17 protein-coding genes are annotated in these 20,741 nt (G+C 40.5%); 8 read left to right on the top strand and 9 right to left on the bottom strand.

Annotated elements, in window-relative coordinates:
- Positions 1–15 precede the first annotated feature (15 nt).
- Complete coding sequence (gene ascB / locus SC428_RS11920; RefSeq protein WP_140186286.1) at positions 16–1,446, top strand: 6-phospho-beta-glucosidase; 1,431 nt, start codon at positions 16–18, stop codon at positions 1,444–1,446.
- A 77-nt stretch (positions 1,447–1,523) separates the two neighbouring features.
- Here ascB and typA read toward each other — a convergent pair whose 3' ends face one another.
- Positions 1,524–3,347, bottom strand: coding sequence for a ribosome-dependent GTPase TypA (gene typA, locus SC428_RS11915; RefSeq protein WP_070929440.1), 1,824 nt, complete (start codon positions 3,345–3,347; stop codon positions 1,524–1,526).
- 419 nt (positions 3,348–3,766) lie between these two features.
- On the opposite strand from typA, the gene SC428_RS11910 reads away from it, so the two are divergent.
- Positions 3,767–4,495 carry a PadR family transcriptional regulator gene (locus tag SC428_RS11910; RefSeq protein WP_233445662.1) on the top strand — a complete coding sequence of 243 codons (729 nt, stop codon included), beginning with the start codon at positions 3,767–3,769 and terminating at the stop codon, positions 4,493–4,495.
- 67 nt (positions 4,496–4,562) lie between these two features.
- Here SC428_RS11910 and SC428_RS11905 read toward each other — a convergent pair whose 3' ends face one another.
- Complete coding sequence (locus SC428_RS11905; RefSeq protein WP_318707870.1) at positions 4,563–5,744, bottom strand: alpha/beta hydrolase family protein; 1,182 nt, start codon at positions 5,742–5,744, stop codon at positions 4,563–4,565.
- Between the two features lie 439 nt (positions 5,745–6,183).
- On the opposite strand from SC428_RS11905, the gene SC428_RS11900 reads away from it, so the two are divergent.
- Complete coding sequence (locus SC428_RS11900) at positions 6,184–7,098, top strand: hypothetical protein (RefSeq protein ID WP_318707869.1); 915 nt, start codon at positions 6,184–6,186, stop codon at positions 7,096–7,098.
- Here SC428_RS11900 and SC428_RS11895 read toward each other — a convergent pair.
- The gene (locus tag SC428_RS11895; RefSeq protein ID WP_070929446.1) at positions 7,095–7,562 is read right to left on the bottom strand and encodes an Hcp family type VI secretion system effector; all 468 of its coding nucleotides are present in this window, start codon (positions 7,560–7,562) and stop codon (positions 7,095–7,097) included. The genes SC428_RS11900 and SC428_RS11895 overlap by 4 nt on opposite strands.
- A gap of 138 nt (positions 7,563–7,700) precedes the next feature.
- Here SC428_RS11895 and SC428_RS11890 point away from each other — a divergent pair, with 138 nt between their 5' ends.
- The 4 genes from SC428_RS11890 (at position 7,701) to glnG (ending at position 13,024) form a co-directional block, all read left to right on the top strand.
- The gene (locus SC428_RS11890) at positions 7,701–8,354 is read left to right on the top strand and encodes a tetratricopeptide repeat protein (protein WP_175442571.1); all 654 of its coding nucleotides are present in this window, start codon (positions 7,701–7,703) and stop codon (positions 8,352–8,354) included.
- 595 nt (positions 8,355–8,949) lie between these two features.
- Positions 8,950–10,359 (top strand): glutamate--ammonia ligase, encoded by a 1,410-nt coding sequence (glnA, locus tag SC428_RS11885; RefSeq protein WP_272580499.1) that lies wholly within the window; start codon positions 8,950–8,952, stop codon positions 10,357–10,359.
- Between the two features lie 178 nt (positions 10,360–10,537).
- The gene (gene glnL, locus SC428_RS11880; protein WP_140179684.1) at positions 10,538–11,587 is read left to right on the top strand and encodes a nitrogen regulation protein NR(II); all 1,050 of its coding nucleotides are present in this window, start codon (positions 10,538–10,540) and stop codon (positions 11,585–11,587) included.
- A gap of 9 nt (positions 11,588–11,596) precedes the next feature.
- Positions 11,597–13,024: a nitrogen regulation protein NR(I) gene (glnG, locus tag SC428_RS11875; protein WP_318707868.1), complete on the top strand. Its 1,428-nt coding sequence runs from the start codon at positions 11,597–11,599 to the stop codon at positions 13,022–13,024.
- 53 nt (positions 13,025–13,077) lie between these two features.
- Here the strand turns inward: glnG and SC428_RS11870 are convergent, their stop codons facing one another.
- Positions 13,078–13,953 carry a LysR family transcriptional regulator gene (locus tag SC428_RS11870; protein ID WP_318707867.1) on the bottom strand — a complete coding sequence of 292 codons (876 nt, stop codon included), beginning with the start codon at positions 13,951–13,953 and terminating at the stop codon, positions 13,078–13,080.
- A 183-nt stretch (positions 13,954–14,136) separates the two neighbouring features.
- Here SC428_RS11870 and ampC point away from each other — a divergent pair, with 183 nt between their 5' ends.
- Positions 14,137–15,270 carry a class C beta-lactamase gene (gene ampC, locus SC428_RS11865; protein ID WP_412544658.1) on the top strand — a complete coding sequence of 378 codons (1,134 nt, stop codon included), beginning with the start codon at positions 14,137–14,139 and terminating at the stop codon, positions 15,268–15,270.
- A gap of 39 nt (positions 15,271–15,309) precedes the next feature.
- Here the strand turns inward: ampC and hemN are convergent, their stop codons facing one another.
- The 5 genes from hemN to SC428_RS11840 all read right to left on the bottom strand — a co-directional run bounded on the left by hemN (position 15,310) and on the right by SC428_RS11840 (position 20,683).
- A complete protein-coding gene (hemN, locus tag SC428_RS11860; protein ID WP_318707865.1) occupies positions 15,310–16,683 on the bottom strand; it encodes an oxygen-independent coproporphyrinogen III oxidase in 1,374 nt (457 codons plus the stop codon).
- Positions 16,684–16,928: 245 nt separating this feature from the next.
- The gene (gene yihI, locus SC428_RS11855; protein ID WP_318707864.1) at positions 16,929–17,456 is read right to left on the bottom strand and encodes a Der GTPase-activating protein YihI; all 528 of its coding nucleotides are present in this window, start codon (positions 17,454–17,456) and stop codon (positions 16,929–16,931) included.
- Positions 17,457–17,633: 177 nt separating this feature from the next.
- Entirely contained in the window at positions 17,634–18,968 is a 1,335-nt protein-coding gene (locus SC428_RS11850; RefSeq protein WP_140179694.1) for an NCS2 family permease, read from the bottom strand.
- A 208-nt stretch (positions 18,969–19,176) separates the two neighbouring features.
- A complete protein-coding gene (locus tag SC428_RS11845) occupies positions 19,177–19,929 on the bottom strand; it encodes an amino acid ABC transporter permease (RefSeq protein ID WP_070929460.1) in 753 nt (250 codons plus the stop codon).
- Between the two features lies 1 nt (position 19,930).
- Positions 19,931–20,683 (bottom strand): amino acid ABC transporter permease, encoded by a 753-nt coding sequence (locus SC428_RS11840; RefSeq protein WP_070929462.1) that lies wholly within the window; start codon positions 20,681–20,683, stop codon positions 19,931–19,933.
- Between the last annotated feature and the right edge of the window lie 58 nt (positions 20,684–20,741).

Genomic DNA, 20,741 nt, shown 5'->3' with positions numbered 1-20,741 from the left:
TCAGCTGAGGTAGATATGACAAAGACAGTATTTCCAAAAGGCTTTCTGTGGGGAGGTGCAATAGCGGCTAATCAGGCTGAAGGAGCTTATCTGGAAGAGGGTAAAGGGCTGAGTACCGTGGATGTGATCCCATATGGTGAAAAACGTCTTAATGTAAAATTAGGTTTAGATACGCGGTTCCAAGTGTATGATGATGAATATTATCCTAGTCATCAAGCAATTGATTTTTATCATCATTATAAAGAAGATATTGCTCTACTCGCTGAAATGGGGTTTACCGTATTTAGGACCTCAATTGCATGGAGCCGTATATTTCCGAAGGGTGATGAAAAAACACCAAATAAACAGGGACTCAAATTTTATCATGACCTGTTTACTGAATGTAAAAAATACAACATTGAACCATTGGTGACTTTATGTCATTTCGATGTACCAATGCATTTGGTTCGTGAATATGGTTCTTGGTACAACCGTAAAATGGTGGAGTTTTTTTGTCATTACGCTCGTACTTGCATCAAGGAATTTAACGGCTTAGTAAAGTATTGGTTAACCTTCAATGAAATCAATATCGTGCTGCATAGCCCATTCTCTGGCGCAGGGCTAGTATTCAAAGAAGGGGAAAATAAAGAGCAGGTGATATACCAAGCTGCACACCATGAGCTGATCGCTAGCGCATTGGTCACTAAAATCGCTCATGAAATAAACCCAGAAAATCAGGTTGGTTGCATGCTAGCGGGTGGTAATTTCTATCCATATAGCTGTAAACCCGAGGACGTTTGGGCTGCACTGGAAAAAGATCGTGAAAATCTTTTTTTCATTGATGTTCAAGCACGAGGTGCTTATCCATCCTATGCAAAAAGAATGTTCCGAGAGAAAAATATCGAAATTATTACCGAGCCAGGCGACGATGAGATCCTTAAAAACACCGTAGATTTCGTTTCTTTCAGCTACTATGCTTCACGATGCGCTTCAGCAGAGATGAATAAAAATAATTTGAGTAAAGCTAATCTGGTTGAATCACTTCCAAATCCATACATTTCTACTAGCGAATGGGGCTGGAACATAGACCCACTGGGTCTGCGTATTACCATGAACACCCTATATGACCGCTATCAAAAACCGCTGTTTCTAGTAGAAAATGGACTTGGAGCAAGAGACTTGATGAATGATCAGGGTGTAGTTGACGATGATTATCGCATTAATTATTTACGTGCGCATATTAAAGAGATAGCAGAGTCGATTGAAGATGGCATTCCTATAATTGGATATATTTCATGGGGCTGTATTGATCTCGTTTCGGCATCTACTGGTGAAATGAGTAAGCGCTACGGTTTTATCTACGTTGACTTAGATGATAAAGGAAATGGTTCTCGGAAACGTACACCCAAAAAATCATTTCATTGGTATAAGCAGGTAATTGCCAGTAATGGCAGTAGCCTAGAGTAAGCCGCCAAACATGATATGTTTGCCAATAGTTTGAAAGCGCCCAATTAGGGCGCTTTGTTAATAAAAACTAATAATAATTAGTCTTCTTTTGAACGATTTGCACGACGGCGATCGTTCTCTGTCAAGTGACGCTTACGCAGACGAATTGACTGTGGTGTAACTTCCACTAATTCATCATCATCAATAAACTCAAGTGCTTGTTCCAGAGTCATTTTGATTGGTGGTGACAAAGTGGTTGCTTCATCAGTACCTGATGCACGCATGTTAGTCAGTTTTTTACCTGTTAAGCAGTTAACTGTCAGGTCATTGGAACGTGAGTGAATACCAATGATTTGGCCTTCATACACTTCAGCACCATGGCCTAAGAACAATTTACCGCGATCTTGCAGGCTGTACAGAGCGTAAGCAACTGCTTTACCTTGACCGTTTGAAATCAACACACCGTTTTGACGGCCACCAATTTCACCTGGGCGAACATCGTCATAGTGGCTGAATGTTGAATACAGTAGACCTGTACCTGAAGTCATTGTCATAAATTCAGTACGGAAGCCAATCAAACCACGGCTAGGGATGATATAGTCAAGACGTACGCGGCCTTTACCATCTGGCATCATGTCACGCAGATCACCTTTACGCTCACCCAATGCTTTCATAACGTCGCCTTGGTGCTGCTCTTCAACGTCTAAGGTGACTTGCTCAAATGGCTCTTGTTTACGTCCATCAACCTCACGGTAAATAACTTTAGGACGAGACACTGCCAACTCAAAACCTTCACGACGCATATTTTCGATCAGAACAGATAAGTGTAGCTCACCACGACCAGAAACACGGAATGCATCAGGATCTTGAGTTTCTTCAACACGTAACGCTACGTTATGAACCAGTTCTTTGTTCAGGCGGTCAAGGATCTGACGAGAAGTCACGTATTTACCTTCACGGCCACAGAATGGTGAGGTGTTAACACAATAGAACATGCTAACTGTTGGTTCATCAACCGCTAACGCAGGCAGTGCTTCAACATTACCAACGTTACAAATAGTGTCAGAAATATTCAGTTCACCCAAACCAGTTAGAGCAACAATGTCGCCAGCTTCTGCTTGTTGAGAATCGATACGCTCTAAACCTAAGTGAGTCAGAACTTTACCAATTTTACCGTTGCGAGTTTTACCTTCGCTATCAATCACAGTGACTTGTTGGTTAGGTTTCACAACACCACGTTTAATACGACCAATACCAATAACACCTAAGTAGCTATTGTAATCTAATTGGGAAACTTGCATCTGGAAAGGACCTTCCAGATCGACTTTTGGCGGCTCAACGTGTTCCACAATAGCTTCGTATAGTGGAGTCATGTCTTCTGCCATATCAGTGTGATCAAGACCCGCAATACCGTTTAATGCAGAGGCATAAACGATAGGGAAATCAAGTTGCTCATCCGTCGCACCTAAGTTAACGAATAAGTCGAATACTTGGTCAACAACCCAATCAGGGCGCGCACCAGGGCGGTCAACTTTGTTAATAACAACAATTGGACGCAGACCGTGGTCAAACGCTTTTTGCGTTACGAAGCGAGTTTGCGGCATTGGGCCGTCCATCGCATCAACCACCAGTAAAACACAGTCAACCATAGACATAACGCGCTCAACCTCACCACCGAAATCGGCGTGGCCTGGGGTGTCTACGATATTGATGTGATAACCATTCCATTGGATAGCGGTGTTTTTAGCAAGGATGGTAATACCACGCTCTTTCTCCAAGTCATTGGAGTCCATAACACGCTCATCGACAGTTTCACGTTCACCGAACGTGCCCGATTGCTGCAATAATTTACCAACCAGTGTTGTCTTGCCATGGTCAACGTGAGCGATGATGGCGATATTTCTTAAGTTTTGAATTGACAAGGATTTTTACCGTTTAATTGACAGGAAAGGAATATGCTTTATTAAGCCTATGTTTATTAGGAAGCATACTTTCTACGTTAATTTGCTGTTATTTTACACGTTTTTCCGCACAAGTGGAATAAATGTGAAACTCATCACTGTATAAAAAGTTTTTAACTAAAAAACATTCAGTTGCGTAACAAACGCGGAATATAGCAGAAAATAACTGGTATCAGTACTGATAAATCACAAAGTAACAGCATAATACGCTATATCGTCATGCTTATCAGCTAAAAAAAAGAATAAAAAATAGACTTTGTTTTTGAAAGTTTATTTTTCGACCCTTTTGGGACATTTAGATATATCTAAATTGACCAATTAGATATATCGGATTATATTTATCATAAATCAATTCGATATATCTAAATAAGGAGAATTATATGCGAATTCATTCTTGCCGTCATGTTTATCATTCACGCCATGAAGACGGACATGGTCACCAATGTTGTCATGGCGAAGGTCATGGACATGATGAAGGTCGTCATTGTCACGGCGAAGGTCGTGGACACGGTGAAGGTCGTCACTGTCACGGCGAAGGTCGTGGGCATGGTAAAGGTCGTCACTGTCACGGCGAAGGTCGTGGGCATGGTGAAGGTCGCCGTAAAGGTCGTGGACTACGCCGTTTATTCGATCACGGTGATTTACACATTATGGTACTTTCGTTGGTTGCTAAAAAACCAAGCTATGGTTACGAAATCATTAAAGATATTCAAGAAGCTTCTAGTGGTCTTTATGTCCCAAGCCCTGGTGTCATTTACCCTACTCTCACGTTACTTGAAGAACAAGGTTTTCTTGAATCAGAAATCGTAGAGCGTAATCGTAAAAGCTTTAAGATCACCGCTGAAGGTGCTGAGCACTTACAGCTTAACCAAGAAACGGAAGCAACAATTTTTCGTAAACTCGCAAAAGCACGTGATATGCAACACGGCGGCAATTTAGCTGAGGATATAGAAATGGCGGTTCATCGTTTCAAAGCACTATTACGCCATAAAATGGTACTCAAACAGCTAAATGAAACACAAACTCGCCAAATAGCCCAGATCATTAATGATGCTGTACAACAGATAGAGCAAGTCAATACTCTGCTCACCGACCATGATGTTGAATAGCTATATTATTACCCTGACTATCAGCCTTGTATCTACCATATAGCAATACAAGGCTGGTCATTTCTATTTATAGCTTAGAGGCTTCGCAGCCCAATAACCCATTCTCTTTTACAGTTTCATTCATTAACTCAGGTGAGCTAATTTTTTGTATAAAATCAAATGTGTTCTTCTTCGAAGCATCAATCACCGAGCGATGAGTCTGCCCTGCATATTCTTTATATAATACGTTATTGCCGCTGTTGCACAGTGCCTGCATCATTTGTTTCGTTGTTTCTGGTGTGACTGTTGTTTTATCTTCTGAGCCTTGGATGAGTAAAACCGGCACATTTAATTTTATGGAGGATGGATCTTGTGCTAATAAAAACCGTTTAACCTTATCCAAATCCGCACCCTCTTTTAAGTATTTACCCTGAGGCAATGGTTTTAATGCAGCCAACTCCCCTACACACATGTGTTGCGCCGCATCAAACTGAGGCAATATCGAGTTATCTGCAAGCTTATTAATATCTATTGATGGGTCTGTCGCCTTCGCACCAAGCACAGTGATAGCAATAAAGAATTGTGCTTCTTTAGGCGCAGAGCCCTCTGCAACTGATTCAATAAATTTGAGTACTCCAGGCCCGACTGGTGCAAGCGCTACAGCACCTTTTAGCGGGTATTTTTCATTTGGTGGTAAACTTGCAGTCCACAATACAGCACCACCCCCTAAACTATGTCCAACTGCCACCCATTCATTTGCCAAATTTTCAGGAAGTTGATGAGCCGCAGAAACGATGTCTGCAATATTATTCGCATTGCTTTGCCCATTCAGCTCTAAACGCGGACCATCAGCCCCCCACCTAGCATAATCAGTACGCAGTACAGCATAGCCATGTGCCAACGCTGTATTCAAATAAGCATCTCTATCAGGGTTATTATCTAGCGAAGGCGAGCACTGTGGGGCGACACCTGTTGTCCCATTTCCCCAGCTCAGAACAGGATAACCCTTTTCAGGTGCGGCGCCTTTCGGTATCGCAATGCGGCCAAAAACGGTAACAAGCTTATTATTTGGTGATGTGGAAAGATAAGAAATAAGATATTCTTTTTCTGCGTTCTCATAGCGAGTGCCTGAATCTAATAAGCGGCTAGTTAATAACTGCCCTGCCTTTAAATTATCCGAAACAGCAGGAACTGCATATAGACAAGCAAGCATCAGTCCTAAGAATAAGAACAATTTCGATTTAATGTGCTGATAGATGCCATTTAGCATTATATGTTCTCTTTAAGTGAATTAAATTTAGCCGTTTTAAGTTTTCTCCTATACGACCTATGATTGTAATTTAATGATATAATTACATTTACTGTAGCTTTGCTATTTTTATCAACGAGGCTCCTACGAACGAACAAAAAATAGCCACCCCAAAGTTAACATTTAATTAACAATTATTTCAACCTACAGGTGTCACATAAAAAGATTTTTTATTTGGTGAGCGATAAACTATCAAATACATCATTAAATGACTAAATCAATACGTTTTAGGCTAGATATTTTTATTATTTTTTGTTTATACAATGTTATAATTATATTAGTACGTTATCTTAACGTTCTTTTATTAATGAATAAAAAAACATCCACGTTAAATAGTTCATATTTAAATAATCGAAAATTAATTATCACGCCCAATTTAAAGTAATACTTAGGTCATTATATGTCAGAATGTAATTTTAAAAACTATGGCGCTTGGTGGTATTGTTCTCCTGAGAACAAACCATTAAAAGAATATGAACGACCATTTCAATTAGAAGTACGAGCTCTATCGCGTTCTATACGAAAAGGATACGAAAACGTTAAAAATAAAACCATTGAACAAATGGTATTATCTGTACAAAATCAAGCTACAGGTGGCATTAACGATTTGATTAAAAACACGGCACACGGATTAAATAGACTATCAAGTTTATGGTGGCATAGTAAATTAGCCCTTACAACTAACTATAATCCTATTTTTGATAGAGATGCCGAAGCAGTACATTTACTTTTTTATGCTAAAAATCCATTTGAAGTTATTGAAATTGCAGCTAGTATCGTCTCAGAATATATTTATGAAAATTTGGATCAAAATCAAATTGATAGTTTAAATAGATTATTATTGAAGAACGAAAAGTCATCAATAAATGAAATGGGAAGAGAGCGATTTAATGAGTACGCATACCATAAAATAATAAATGAAGCGCCATCAATAATAGAGAATTCTATTGTAAAAAAAACCATTATATCTGTATTAGTTTACTTAATAGCTAGGAGAGCTTTTCTAAATTTTAATATTTTTAAGCGAAAAGAGAACATAAAGGTCAACAAACCTCTTTCAAAAGGATATATCGATGTGTTTTTAATAGCCTCTAGTTGCTATGGAATAATAGAAAAGTTAGATAGAGCCTCAAGAAGACTACAAATATTAAGCCCTACGCTCTATAATCGGCTGGATAAAGAAAAGCTATCATTAACTTATTTTTATTTTGAAAATGAGATAGGTCCAATCTTAAGGATTATAGGAAGCAAAGGCTTACATGATAGCTATGAGCTATTGAAAGCCTTTGAACACTTGATTAAAACAACGAGTTAATTTGTGATACTATAACCTGATGTCCCGGCTGTATGGTGGCTACAGGTTATATCTCTATATTGAACCATTATTGATTCTTCAGGTTGAGATTCATTATTATTTATGCAATGAGGGTAACGAGTTGAATAATCAACAATAGATGCCTTATTCAACATGATAGTATAATACTTTTCAAGTTTTCCATATTGTGAGGTTCGATAAAAATCAAAGGTTAATTTTAGAACCTCATTATTGGAAATAGCCACTAATAATAATGGTGATGATTTATCGATACCTTTAATAAATTCAATGGGCTGATGTGATAAATTTTGCCCTCTCGTGATTGAGCTATTGTATTCAATAACAAAAATTTTATCCTCTTTACCCTGCTGAAATCGATTACCTATAGAGTCGATAGTACCACATCCCTTTGAGATTAAACCTTGTTTTTCACCTTCAATTGAAAGATAAATTACATTACTCATATCTTCACCAATATTTCAATTTTTTGATTGAGTATCTTAATTGAAAAATATAAGATAAATCAAATTATATATTCGGAAAAGCCTATGTTTTCTATAAAAAAAAATTTAACTCTTTTTTTGATATCGTTGATGTTAGTGATGAGTACTCAATCTTATGCTTCTAACACAGATGCCAGTATAAAAATAATAAAATCCTCTCTCTCAAGTTTTCAATTATATATTGGAAACTACTATTTTGAAGAAAAAGACTACGCTAACTCAAAAAAATATTACTTACTATCTTCAGAGAATGACAACGCCCAAGCTCAAGCCCATATAGGCTTTCTTTATGAAGAGGGACTTGGTGTCCTACAAAGCTATAAAGAAGCAATGAATTGGTACTTAATATCATCAGAAAGAAATAATGGATTAGCGCAAAATAACATTGGTGCTTTATACGATTATGGAAATGGAGTACAACAAGATTACCAAGCGGCGATGGAATGGTATCAAAAAGCAGCAAAAAATGGTTATGCAAAATCGGAAAATAACATAGCCTATCTCTATCAACACGGTTTAGGCGTAGATATTGATTACAAAAAGGCGATGGAATGGTATTTAAAATCCGCATCTAAAAATGATGCTGGTGCTATGTATAATATTGGTTACCTATATGAAAAAGGGCTTGGCGTACCTGTAGATATCGAAAAAGCTAAAGAGTGGTATGGTAAAGCTTATTCATTAGGATTGGATATCGCTAGATTCAGACTAAATTTATTAAAAATAAAAACACAAAATAAGCATGATAGTTGAATCATATTTAATATAATTTTTATAGAAATAAAAATGATTACCTAATGAGTAAAATAACAATTTAATTATCGCTTAATAATCAACCCTAGAATAACTAACATACTTACATCTTATTTAATAAATACATTCACTCAAAATAGGCGATTATTAAGTAAGTGATTAAACGTTTTATATGCACTATAAATGTTCCCTTTACATGATTACGCACCAAATTAGTGCAACAAAAACCACAAAACGCACCAAATCGGTGCAGCAAGCCCCATTTATTATCTGACTCATTTGCCATAACCTTGTAATACCCAGTATTCCCGCGATTTTAAAAAGTTGGCATGGTTTTCGCTTATACTTATTAGTGAGAAAGTTACATCTTGAATAATTAAAGCTGAAAAGCCCAAAAATAACTGCACAAAGTAACACCATTATATACTCTAAATAATTCGAGGTGCAGCTAGGCGACAAGTGAATGAGTCGCTAGGAGCATACATAAGTCTGTGACTGGCGCGCGAATGAGCGTAACTCAACAACGCTGCAACTTGAAGTATGACGAGTATATGTGGTTATTTTGCAGACCCCGACCTGACCAGGAGAGCCGACGATGTCCGCAGAACACGTTTTATCGCTGATAGAAGAGCACAAAGTAAAATTTATCGATTTGCGTTTTACTGATACAAAAGGTAAAGAGCAACATATCACCATCCCTGCTCACCAAGTCAACGAAGATTTCTTTGAAGAAGGTAAAATGTTTGATGGTTCATCAATTGGTGGCTGGAAAGGCATCAACGAATCTGACATGGTACTGATGCCAGATCCATCAACAGCGATGCTTGACCCGTTCTTCGCTGATCCTACACTAATTATTCGCTGTGACATTCTTGAGCCGGGCACCATGCAAGGCTATGACCGCGACCCACGTTCAATTTCTCAACGTGCTGAAGATTTTCTGCGTTCAAGTGGCATCGCGGATACCGTTCTGTTTGGTCCTGAGCCTGAATTCTTTATCTTTGATGACATTCGCTTCGGTAATAGCATGCATAATAGCTTCTACCAAATCGATGATATCGAAGCAGCTTGGAACACTGGCACTAAATATGAAGGTGGCAACAAAGGCCATCGTCCGGGTGTTAAAGGCGGTTATTTCCCAGTACCACCCGTCGATTCCTCACAAGATCTACGCTCTGCAATGTGTACCACGATGGAAGAAATGGGCTTGGTCGTTGAAGCTCACCACCATGAAGTTGCCACAGCAGGCCAAAACGAAGTGGCATGCCGCTTTAATACGATGACCAAAAAAGCGGATGAAACCCAGATCTATAAGTATGTTGTGCATAACGTCGCTCACGCTTATGGTAAAACAGCAACCTTTATGCCAAAACCATTAGTTGGTGATAACGGCTCAGGTATGCACTGCCATATGTCGCTGTCAAAAGATGGTATCAACCTGTTTGCGGGTGACAAATACGGCGGTTTATCTGAAATGGCACTGTACTATATTGGCGGGATCATCAAGCATGCTCGCGCACTGAATGCCTTCACGAACCCTACAACTAATTCATACAAGCGTTTAGTTCCGGGTTATGAAGCACCCGTTATGTTAGCTTATTCTGCGCGTAACCGCTCTGCATCAATCCGTATCCCTGTGGTTGCAAGCACCAAAGCACGTCGTATCGAAGTTCGCTTCCCAGATCCAGCAGCAAACCCATACTTAGCGTTTGCAGCACAGCTAATGGCTGGCCTTGATGGGATCATCAACAAGATCCACCCAGGCGATGCAATGGATAAAAACCTGTATGACTTGCCACCAGAAGAAGCAAAAGAAATTCCAACTGTGGCTGGCTCATTAGAAGAAGCATTAGCTGAATTGGATAAAAACCGCGAGTTCTTAACCCGTGGCGGTGTTTTCACTAATGATGCTATTGATGCTTATATCGAGTTGCTGCGTGGCGACATTCAACGTGTCCGCATGACGCCACACCCATTAGAATTTGAAATGTACTACAGTGTGTAACACGCCGTTCCACTGTTAGTCTTTGTTGCCGTGAAACATTTGCCCCATCTTTGATGGGGCCTTTTCTCCCTCACGATTTTTTGCAGGCAACATTTAATTGACCGTATCCTGATTCAAATTGCAGCTTTGTTGGGTAAATCAAGTATAATGCACCAAAATAGTGCAGGAGCAGAATTACATGAAAACCGAACATTTGCCAGCACCAGAGTACATCCTTGATTCACTGTTAAACAGCGTCTTAATCGTTGATTATGACCTAGTGATCCATTACGCCAATCACGCTGCACTGCAAATCCTCGCACAAAGCCAACGCAAAATATATGGTACTCCATTACCTGTACTCTGTAGTTATTGTTCATTAAATGATGAGTTAATGATTAATAGCCTAAAGGAAGGTCATAGCTTTACAGATAATGAGGTCACCTTAGTATTTAATAATCATTCCCATGTAATGTCGTTAAGCGCGCAGCCTTTTTCAGCACAATTTATTTTGCTGGAGCTTTCCCAACTCGATAGTCAACGCCGCCTCAGCCAAGAGCAGGCACAGAATGCTCAGCAACTGGCAGCAAGAGAGTTGATCCGCGGTCTAGCCCACGAAATTAAAAATCCATTGGGTGGATTAAGAGGTGCAGCTCAATTGCTTGCTAAAGCGTTACCTGAACCCCAACTTAATGAGTATACCCAAGTCATCATCGAGCAAGCTGATAGGCTAAGAGCCTTGGTTGATCGGTTGCTCGGCCCACAATACCCCGGGCCAAAAACACAGCAAAGTATTCATCATAGCGCTGAAAATATTGCTCGTTTAGTTTCATTAGAAAAACCAGATAATGTGAATTTGATCCGCGATTACGACCCTAGTTTGCCTGATCTGGAATACTATCCAGATCAAATAGAGCAAGTTCTACTAAATATTATTCGTAATGCCTTACAAGCACTCGCAGATACTGGTGGTACCATCACACTACGCACACGCACTGCTTTTCAAGTTATGTTGCAAGGTGAACGTTATCGACTCGCTGCACGTATTGATATTGAAGATGATGGACCGGGGATCCCACTGTCTCTCCAAGATACGCTGTTTTATCCGATGGTCAGCGGCCGAGCGGGAGGTACTGGACTCGGTTTATCTATTGTACACAGCTTAATTGATCAACATTCAGGCAAAATTGAATTTACCAGTTGGCCCGGTCATACCGAGTTTTCTATTTATCTGCCAATTAAAAAATAGGAGGTGACAATGCAACAGGGAAAAATTTGGGTTGTTGATGATGACAGTTCTATCCGCTGGGTGCTTGAAAGAGCACTTAATAGCGCATCATTTCACTGTACCTGTTTTGATAGTGCCGATAGTGTCCTTGAGGCCTTAGAACATGGCCAACCTGATGTATTGTTATCAGACATTCGCATGCCGGGTGTCGATGGTTTAGCGTTACTCAATCAGCTAAAACAATCTCACCCACTGCTACCTATTATTATTATGACCGCACACTCTGATCTTGATGCAGCGGTCAATGCTTATCAATCAGGTGCTTTTGATTATTTACCCAAACCTTTTGATATCGATGAAACCGTTGCTTTAGTTGAACGTGCGTTAAGCCATAGTCGAGAGCAAAATCACCTAGAAAAAGACAGTAAACTAAAGACTGACAGCGTATCTTCCACCATGATTGGTGAAGCACCCGCGATGCAGGATGTTTATCGCATCATTGGTCGACTCTCTCGTTCATCGATTAGTGTCCTTATTAATGGCGAGTCAGGTACCGGTAAAGAGCTCGTTGCACATGCCCTACACCAGCACAGCCCACGTGCTAATGGGCCTTTTATTGCGCTTAACATGGCTGCGATCCCCAAAGATTTGATTGAATCCGAACTGTTTGGCCACGAAAAAGGGGCATTTACTGGGGCAACACAAGTCAGACAAGGGCGTTTCGAACAAGCGAATGGCGGCTCGTTGTTCTTGGATGAAATTGGTGACATGCCTTTAGATATTCAAACTCGGCTATTGCGTGTACTCGCTGAAGGGCAATTTTATCGTATTGGCGGTTATACACCGGTGAAAGTCGATGTACGGATTATTGCAGCAACTCACCAAGATCTCGAAAAACGGGTAAAAGAAGGCTTATTCCGCGAAGATTTATTTCATCGCTTAAATGTCATTCGAGTCCAATTACCGCCATTAAGAGAAAGAACTGAAGATATTCCACGCCTTGCCCACTACTTTTTACAAAATACCGCCAAAGAATTGGGGGTTGATAGCAAGGTACTACATCCAGATAGCCTGCATATTCTCCAACACTATTATTGGTCTGGTAATGTTAGACAGTTAGAAAATGTCTGCCGTTGGTTGACTGTCATGGCTGCCAGCCAAGAGATCCTCCCACAAGATTTACCAGAGGATTTATTAGATAATCGTCATCAAGAAGATGCAACGACCTCACCAATGCCTAGCAATGTGCCATGGTTTGAGTTACTTGAGCGCTGGACTCGAGATGCACTTGCCGATGGTAAAGAAAACTTACTTGCACAAACCACACCGTTAATGGAGCACACCATGCTGAATTGTGCATTGAAATACACCAAAGGACATAAGCAAGAAGCTGCACGTTTACTCGGTTGGGGCCGTAATACATTAACGCGTAAATTAAAAGAGTTGGGGATCGAATAAAGCCTCTATTTTCCAAAGTGAGAATGGCTTAACGATATTCGTTTGCTCGCCGATCATTTCACCTCAGCCAGTAGCCAGTTTTGAAAAATCATCATGGCTGAGGTCACCGGACGTGATTTTAAACGGCTCAACCAGTACCCGCCAAGCGTCACACTCGTCTGAAAAGGTTGTACTAATGTTCCTGCACTGAGCTCATGTTCAAACATGCAACTAGGTGCTAAAGCGATACTGTCAGTCAATAATGCCGCTTCAACCATTAACCTTGATGAATCAAATATCGGCCCTTTGACGCGCCATGGTTCAAGATCGGCTGCAATCTGCCATTTTTCCCACTCATCTTTACGATAAGAACGCATCAAATTATGCTCTTTAAGATCTAAGGGATGACTGAGTTTGTTTGCAATTTTTTCAGAACACAGCACCGTATGAGCCGCCGAAAACAAAGGTGTATTTTCAGCTAATGGCCACAAGCCTTCACCAAAACGGATGGCAAAATCGACGCCTTCTGCGGCTAAATTGACCACGTTGTTATGCGTCATGATACGTAAATCAATATACGGATAAAGATCAGCAAAGGCCGCTAATCGAGGCAATAGCCAACCAACAGCAAATGTTCCCACGACCGAAACACTCAGCACTTCATGGTAATGACCATCTTCAAATTGCTGCAACAAAGACTCTATTTGATCAAAAGAACGACTCAAAACGGGGAGTAAGGCTAACCCTTCATCTGTTAGCGCAAGTCCTCTCGGCAAACGAATAAATAATACCACTCCGAGTTGCTCTTCAAGTAAACGCACCTGTTGGCTTACTGCGGCCTGAGTAACACTTAACTCTAACCCCGCTCGCGTAAAACTTAAATGTCTCGCTGAAGCCTCAAATGCTCTTAAGGCATTTAAAGGAAGGCGGTGACGATAGCTATCTGTCATAAGTTTTTCTTTTATCTCATCGAATTTTATATCGTTTTAAATCGTTATTTAAAGTAGGCATACTTGATATCCACAGCAGGTTAACACCTATTTAAGAGACAGATTAAACTAAAATAGCAGCATACCTGAAATTCACTAGCAATAATTAAAACTTTTACTTTAACGGATAACTCTATGAAAACTATTTTTCGTCAGGGGCGGCTTTTTATCGCTTTAGGTTTAGCACTGACATCCCTTTCTGCTTCCGCGCTGACACAACAACAAGTTGATGACATTATTAAACCGCTAATGAAGCAAGAACAGATCCCAGGTATGTCTGTCGCTATTTCTGTTGATGGCAAACAACAAATCTTCCATTACGGCGTGCAATCAAGACAAACTCAAGTCGCCGTCAGTGATAAAACCCTCTATGAAATTGGTTCATTATCAAAAACCTTTACAGCCACCCTTGCTGCTTACGCGCAAACACAGGGAAAATTGGATTTCAACCAAAGGGTTAGCTATTACTTACCTGCATTAAAAAACAGCGCGTTTGATCGCGTAACTATAATGAATCTAGCAACACATACATCAGGATTATCATTATTTGTCCCCAATGGCGTAATAACCCATGAGCAATTAATAGCTTATTATCAAAAGTGGCTACCTGAGAAAGCAATCGGTGAATACCGCTCTTATTCAAACCTTGGTGTTGGCCTACTTGGGATCATCACAGCAAAACAACTCAATATGCCATTCTCTCAAGCGATGGAAAAAATGCTGCTACCATCACTGGGTTTGAAGCATACTTATGTCAATGTGCCAAAAAGCCAAGAGCAGTATTATGCACAGGGTTATAACAAGCAAGATCAGCCGGTACGGGTTACCCCTGAAATTCTGGATGCGGAAGCCTATGGTTTGAAGTCCAATGCTAAAGACTTGATCCGCTTTTTGGAGATCAATATGCAAACCACTAAGGTATCAAAACCTTGGCAAGAAGCGATTGAAGACACTCATACAGGGGTTTATCTGACAGACTCATTTGTACAAAATATGATGTGGGAAAGCTATCCATGGCCGGTCTCACTTTCACAATTACTGCAAGGCAATCGTGATGAGATGGCGTTAAAACCGCAAAAAGTTGAATTGATCAAACCCGTAATGGCACCTGAAATACGCGCCTATTACAATAAAACTGGATCAACCAATGGCTTTGCCACTTACGCAGTATTTATACCTGAAGAAAGAACAGCCATCGTAATGCTATCCAACAAATGGATACCTATTCCTAAGCGTATAATGGCTAGCTATCAGTTGTTAGAGAAAATCGATCGCTGATCGTTTGGAGGCTCCAAAATACTCTGGAGCCTCAGTCAATTAAATGACCCGAGAGAATTGGCGCTGACGCATTTGATTACGCAGATAAACATCGAAACACATACAAATATTGCGGATCAGTAAACGTCCTTGTGGAGTGACTTTAATGCCAGTCTCTGTCATTTCAACTAATCCATCCTCTGCCATTGGTTGTAATAATTGCAAATCTTCTGAGAAATAGGCTTTAAAATCGATTGGATATAACGCTTCGATTTGTGCAAAATCGAGTTGAAAATTACAGATCAACGTTTTAATCACATCACGACGTAAACAATCATCATCAGTCAGCACTAAGCCACGCCATAAAGCGTGTCCTTGCTCTTCGACCTGCGCATAATACGTTTTTAAATCTTTCTGATTTTGCGCATAGTTATCCCCTAGCATGCTAATCGCAGAAACTCCGAGGCCTAATAGATCACAATTGCCTTGGGTGGTATAACCTTGGAAATTACGATGGAGAATGCCTTCACGTTGAGCAACAGCTAACTCATCTTGTGGCTTAGCAAAGTGATCCATACCAATAAATTGATAGTCCTCTGTTGTCAACGTCGCTATGGTTTCTTGCAAGATATCTAGCTTCTGCTGCGCATTAGGCAGATCTTCATCTTTGATTTTACGCTGCGCAGCAAACAAGTTAGGCAAGTGCGCATAGTTAAATACGCTTAGGCGATCTGGCGAAAGCTCAATCACTTTTTTTAAGGTAAATGCAAAACTTTCTGGTGTTTGTTTTGGCAAACCATAAATAAGGTCAATGCTGGTTGAGGTGAAACCAATCTCTTTTGCTCGGTTAATCAGAGCAAAAATAAACTCTTCATCCTGTTCTCGATTGACTAAAACCTGAACTTGTTTATTAAAATCTTGTACCCCCATACTTAAGCGATTAAATCCTTCGCTGCGTAAGTGGTCAATCATATCGAGCTCGATTTCACGTGGGTCGATTTCAATCGACATTTCCACATCATCAGAAAAATGAAAATGTGTCTTCAATAAAGAGACTAAATGACTGACTTGGGTTTTATCTAAATAGGTTGGCGTACCGCCCCCCCAATGCATCTGAGTCACTGTACGATTTTTAAGTAGTGCCGCGCGTTGGCTGATTTCTTTTTCAATTACTTGTAGATATTCATCAGCCTTATGTTTTTGCCGAGTCACCAATTTATTACAGCCACAGAAATAACATAATTTATGGCAAAAAGGGATGTGAACGTAGAGCGATAGCGGGTTATCAGGGTAACGTTGTGTTGCCGCAACAAACGCACTTTCATCATAGTTTTGGTTAAATTCAAGCGCCGTTGGATATGAGGTATAACGCGGCCCTGAATAGTTATATTTCTGGATAAGAGAAAGATCCCAAACGATATTTTGCTCTGACATTAACATTCCTCAATAGCGACAATTCCCACTTGGCGGATCGCACTTTATAAATTTTTATACCCTAATAATTTGAGATGCAGTTTTAAGTATGATGAATACATTGGCGAAATTATATTCATCATATCACAGAGTATAACGCGAGATTCATCACAGAGAGTTGACGTAGCACCAAACATGCTATCAATTGAACGAAATTCCATCAAAACTCCCCCAGCAGAGTTGCCAGAGGAGGAAGAAAAAGCAGATTACTTACTTTTTAAAATACGCATGATGTCATCGAGTTTTTCTTCATCTTCCTCTTCTTCATCATCCGTTAATTCAATACCTAAAATAGACATCAACTCATCAATACGATCTAAACAGGTATCAATGTACTCTTGCTCTTTCGCTGTCACCGTTTCGCCATCTTCTAAACGTGCTAACAAGCTGTCTAAACGATCATCTTGTTCCAGCATTTCCAGCTCTTGCTCTGGTGATAACTTCACTTTTTCTACAGGCTCTTTCACCTTCGCTGGACGCGGCGCTGCCACTTTTTCTTCAGCAATCAAAGGAACAGGTTTTTTACTGCCAATACGTGGATCATTGACTTGATTTTGGCTAGCTGACTGACCATTAGCTGATTTTTCTTGGTAACGCGCTCCAGCTTTGTTACCGCGATGTTTTTTCTCGCGTTTACGCTCACGCCCTTCCGCATTCAGTTCTTCTTTAGACTTGCGGTACTTTTTCTTAGTTTTGCCAGCAGGGTTGCTCGCCGTTTTTTTGGGTGAATTCATGGTCTGATACCTTGATAAAGTCAGTTTCTGTTGCGGAATCTAGCAGGATCCCGCTAGCAGTGGAAGCTCTTGCGCAGCAATTAGAATATTTTTTTGCATTTTGCTTTTGTTCATTATAGCAAAACGGCTCTCATAACGAGAACCGTTTATCACGAAAGGCGTGGTAAGAAGAGATAATTAAGCGTCAACCAGAACCATTTTTAAAATAAATAAAATGGAAACTAAAATCACGCACAGACCTAGGTCACGCCAGCGGCCAGTACCAATTTTCATCGCACAATAAGCAATAAAGCCTAATGCGATACCTTCAGTAATTGAAAAACTGAATGGCATCATCACCGCAGTAATAAATGCAGGTACTGATTCCGTTAAATCATCCCACTTAACACGGGTCAAACTGGATGTCATCAATACACCGACGTAAATCAGTGCACCCGCGGTTGCATACGCAGGAACCATACCTGCCAGTGGAGAGATAAACATGGTCAATAAGAACAACACACCGACAACCAGTGCGGTTAAACCAGTACGGCCACCAACAGAAACACCCGAGGAGCTTTCAATGTAAGCGGTCACTGATGAAGTACCCATCGCAGAACCCGCTACTGAACTTAAGCTATCCACATACAAGGCTTGTTTCATGCGTGGGAAAGTACCACGTGCATCAGTAATTCCTGCTTTATCTGTCACGCCAATCATGGTGCCTGAAGAGTCAAATAAGTTAACTAACATAAAGGCAAAAATAACCCCTGATAGTGCCAGATCTAACGACCCCATAATATCAACTTGCCCCACTACCGTTGTAATACTTGGTGGCAGAGAGAAAATACCATTAAACTGTACATCCCCTAGTGCAAGGCCGATCAATGTCGTGACCACAATCGACACTAATACTGCGGCATGGATATTACGCGCAGCTAGGATAGCAATAATGAAGAAGCCTAGCGCCCCCAACCAGACATTATGTTGAGTAAAATTACCAATAGAAACTAGAGTATCTGGATTCGCAACGATGATACCTGAGTTTTTTAAGCCCATCATGGCAATAAATAAGCCAATCCCGCTAGTGATACCCACTCGTAGACTTAATGGAATGTTCGCAATGATCCAATAACGAATGCGAAATAAGGTTAAAATAAACAAGCCTACCGCACCCCAGAACACAGCCCCCATGGCGACTTGCCACGAATATCCCATTGCGCCAACAACCACAAAGGCAAAAAAGGCGTTAAGCCCCATTGCAGGCGCAACAGCGATAGGTAGATTTGCCAATAATCCCATTAGAATACTACCAATCGCCGCAATTAAACATGTAGTCACGAATACCGCTTTGATATCCATACCTGCGACTGAGAGAATTTGTGGGTTAACAAAGACAATGTAAACCATCGTGAGAAATGTGGTAAAACCCGCAACGACTTCTGTTCTTGCCGTTGTACCGTGTTCTTGTAATTTAAAAACACGCTGAAACAGACCCTGCTGCTGCACAGAGCCAGAAGATTGATTACTCATGAAATATTGCGCCCAAAAAAAGTTTTTTTCGCCCTATCCTACAACAAACAAAACAAGAGTGTTACCGTTAAAATGCAAAAAAGAAAACGTTTGCGTAAATATAACCGATAGGAATGCGCTAACTCACTGATACAGCAAGGCGAATCAGAATATGCAGAAAAAAAAGAAATTTTAATGGCGACCATTCAAAGCCGCCATTAATGACCAATTAAGATAAGGCCAATAATTTTTGTCGACGCCAAAATAGCAAAGAACGCTTTATGGATGGTGCAGTGGATTGATTTTGACGACTTATTCGTTTTGCGACAAGGTTTGCAACAATTTCTAGCGTCAAACACATTATGAAATAGATAAACCCAACAAATAAAAATACTTCCATCGGATACACCATTTCACGATTATTGACTTGGTTAGCTAAGAATGACAATTCAGCAACCCCTACCACGTAAGCCAAAGAAGTATCTTTGATCAGGGCTACCCATTGATTAATAAATGATGGCACCATCATACGTAGCGCTTGAGGCAAAATAATTTGCCATAATACCTGCCAGCGACTAAAACCTAACGATAAACCAGCCTGCCACTGTCCTTGACCAATCGCTAAAATACCGGCTTTTACCGCATGCGCGAGATAAGCTGAAGTGATCAGAGCTAATGCACAAATCACCGACGTAATGCCTGGAATATCAGCGTTAAAGACAATTGGCAGTAAGAAATAGGTCCAAAAAATCAACATAATGACGGGTATTGCACGGAAAAAACCTAAAAATGCAGCAAATAGGTTCATCCAAAAACCACGTAGCATCGCCAAAGCAACACCGCCTAGCGTACCAAGTATAATCGATGCAATACCTGCAATCAGGCTGATGATTAGTGTCAACAAAGCGCCTTCAATTGGTCCATCAGGAAAAGTACCAAATAACAGATACTGCCAATTTTGCTCTATTACAGAAAAATCCATTTTATACCCTCACCGCTAAATTACGTTGTGCTCGCCACTGCCCCCACGCTTCCATTACCGCAATAATGGCAATGTACAACACTGTCGCGATACCAAACGCAGTAAAAGTTTTGAGTGTTTGGCTATCGACTTGACGTGATACATAAGAGAGTTCTGCAACGCCAATTGCCATCGTTAATGAAGAGTTTTTTACCACATTCATGTATTGCCCTAACAAAGGTGGCATCGCAATCTTTACCGCTTGTGGTAACACAACGTACCTCATTGACTGCCATCCCGTTAAACCCAATGCAAAAGCAGCGTACTTTTGGCCTTGTCGTACACCACGAATACCTGAACGAATTTCCTCCGCGATAAAAGGAATGGTATATAACGTAAGCCCAACAAAACCGGCTAAAAACTCATATGATGGCCAACTCAAAGTGATCCCTAAAAAAGTGGCCTCATGGGGAGTATTTAACCAATCCATCACGTCAGGTGACAAAATATCACGTGATGCGAAGGCCCAAAAAAACAGTTGAACTAACAACGGTGTATTACGGAAAATCGAAATATAAATATTCACTATCCAACGCAATGGCGCTATTTGGCTATCCCTCGCCGAGGCAACCAAAAAACCTAATAGCGTTGCAGCCACAATGGTACAAACCGAGATCCAAATCGTCAGCAATAGCCCATAGCCAAACCATGTTAAATACTCGGGAGCCAAAAAATGCTGCGACAGAAATTCACCGCTAATAAATTTTTCAAACATAGATGCTGCCTTTGATAACCAACAACCCCGCTATTGATAGCGGGGTTGTTATCACTGA

The sequence above is a fragment of the Providencia sp. 2023EL-00965 genome (assembly GCF_033550225.1).
Taxonomy (GTDB): domain Bacteria; phylum Pseudomonadota; class Gammaproteobacteria; order Enterobacterales; family Enterobacteriaceae; genus Providencia; species Providencia manganoxydans.
The sequence above is the reverse complement of the archived record's forward strand: the minus strand, read 5'-3'. Positions and strand labels throughout refer to the sequence as shown.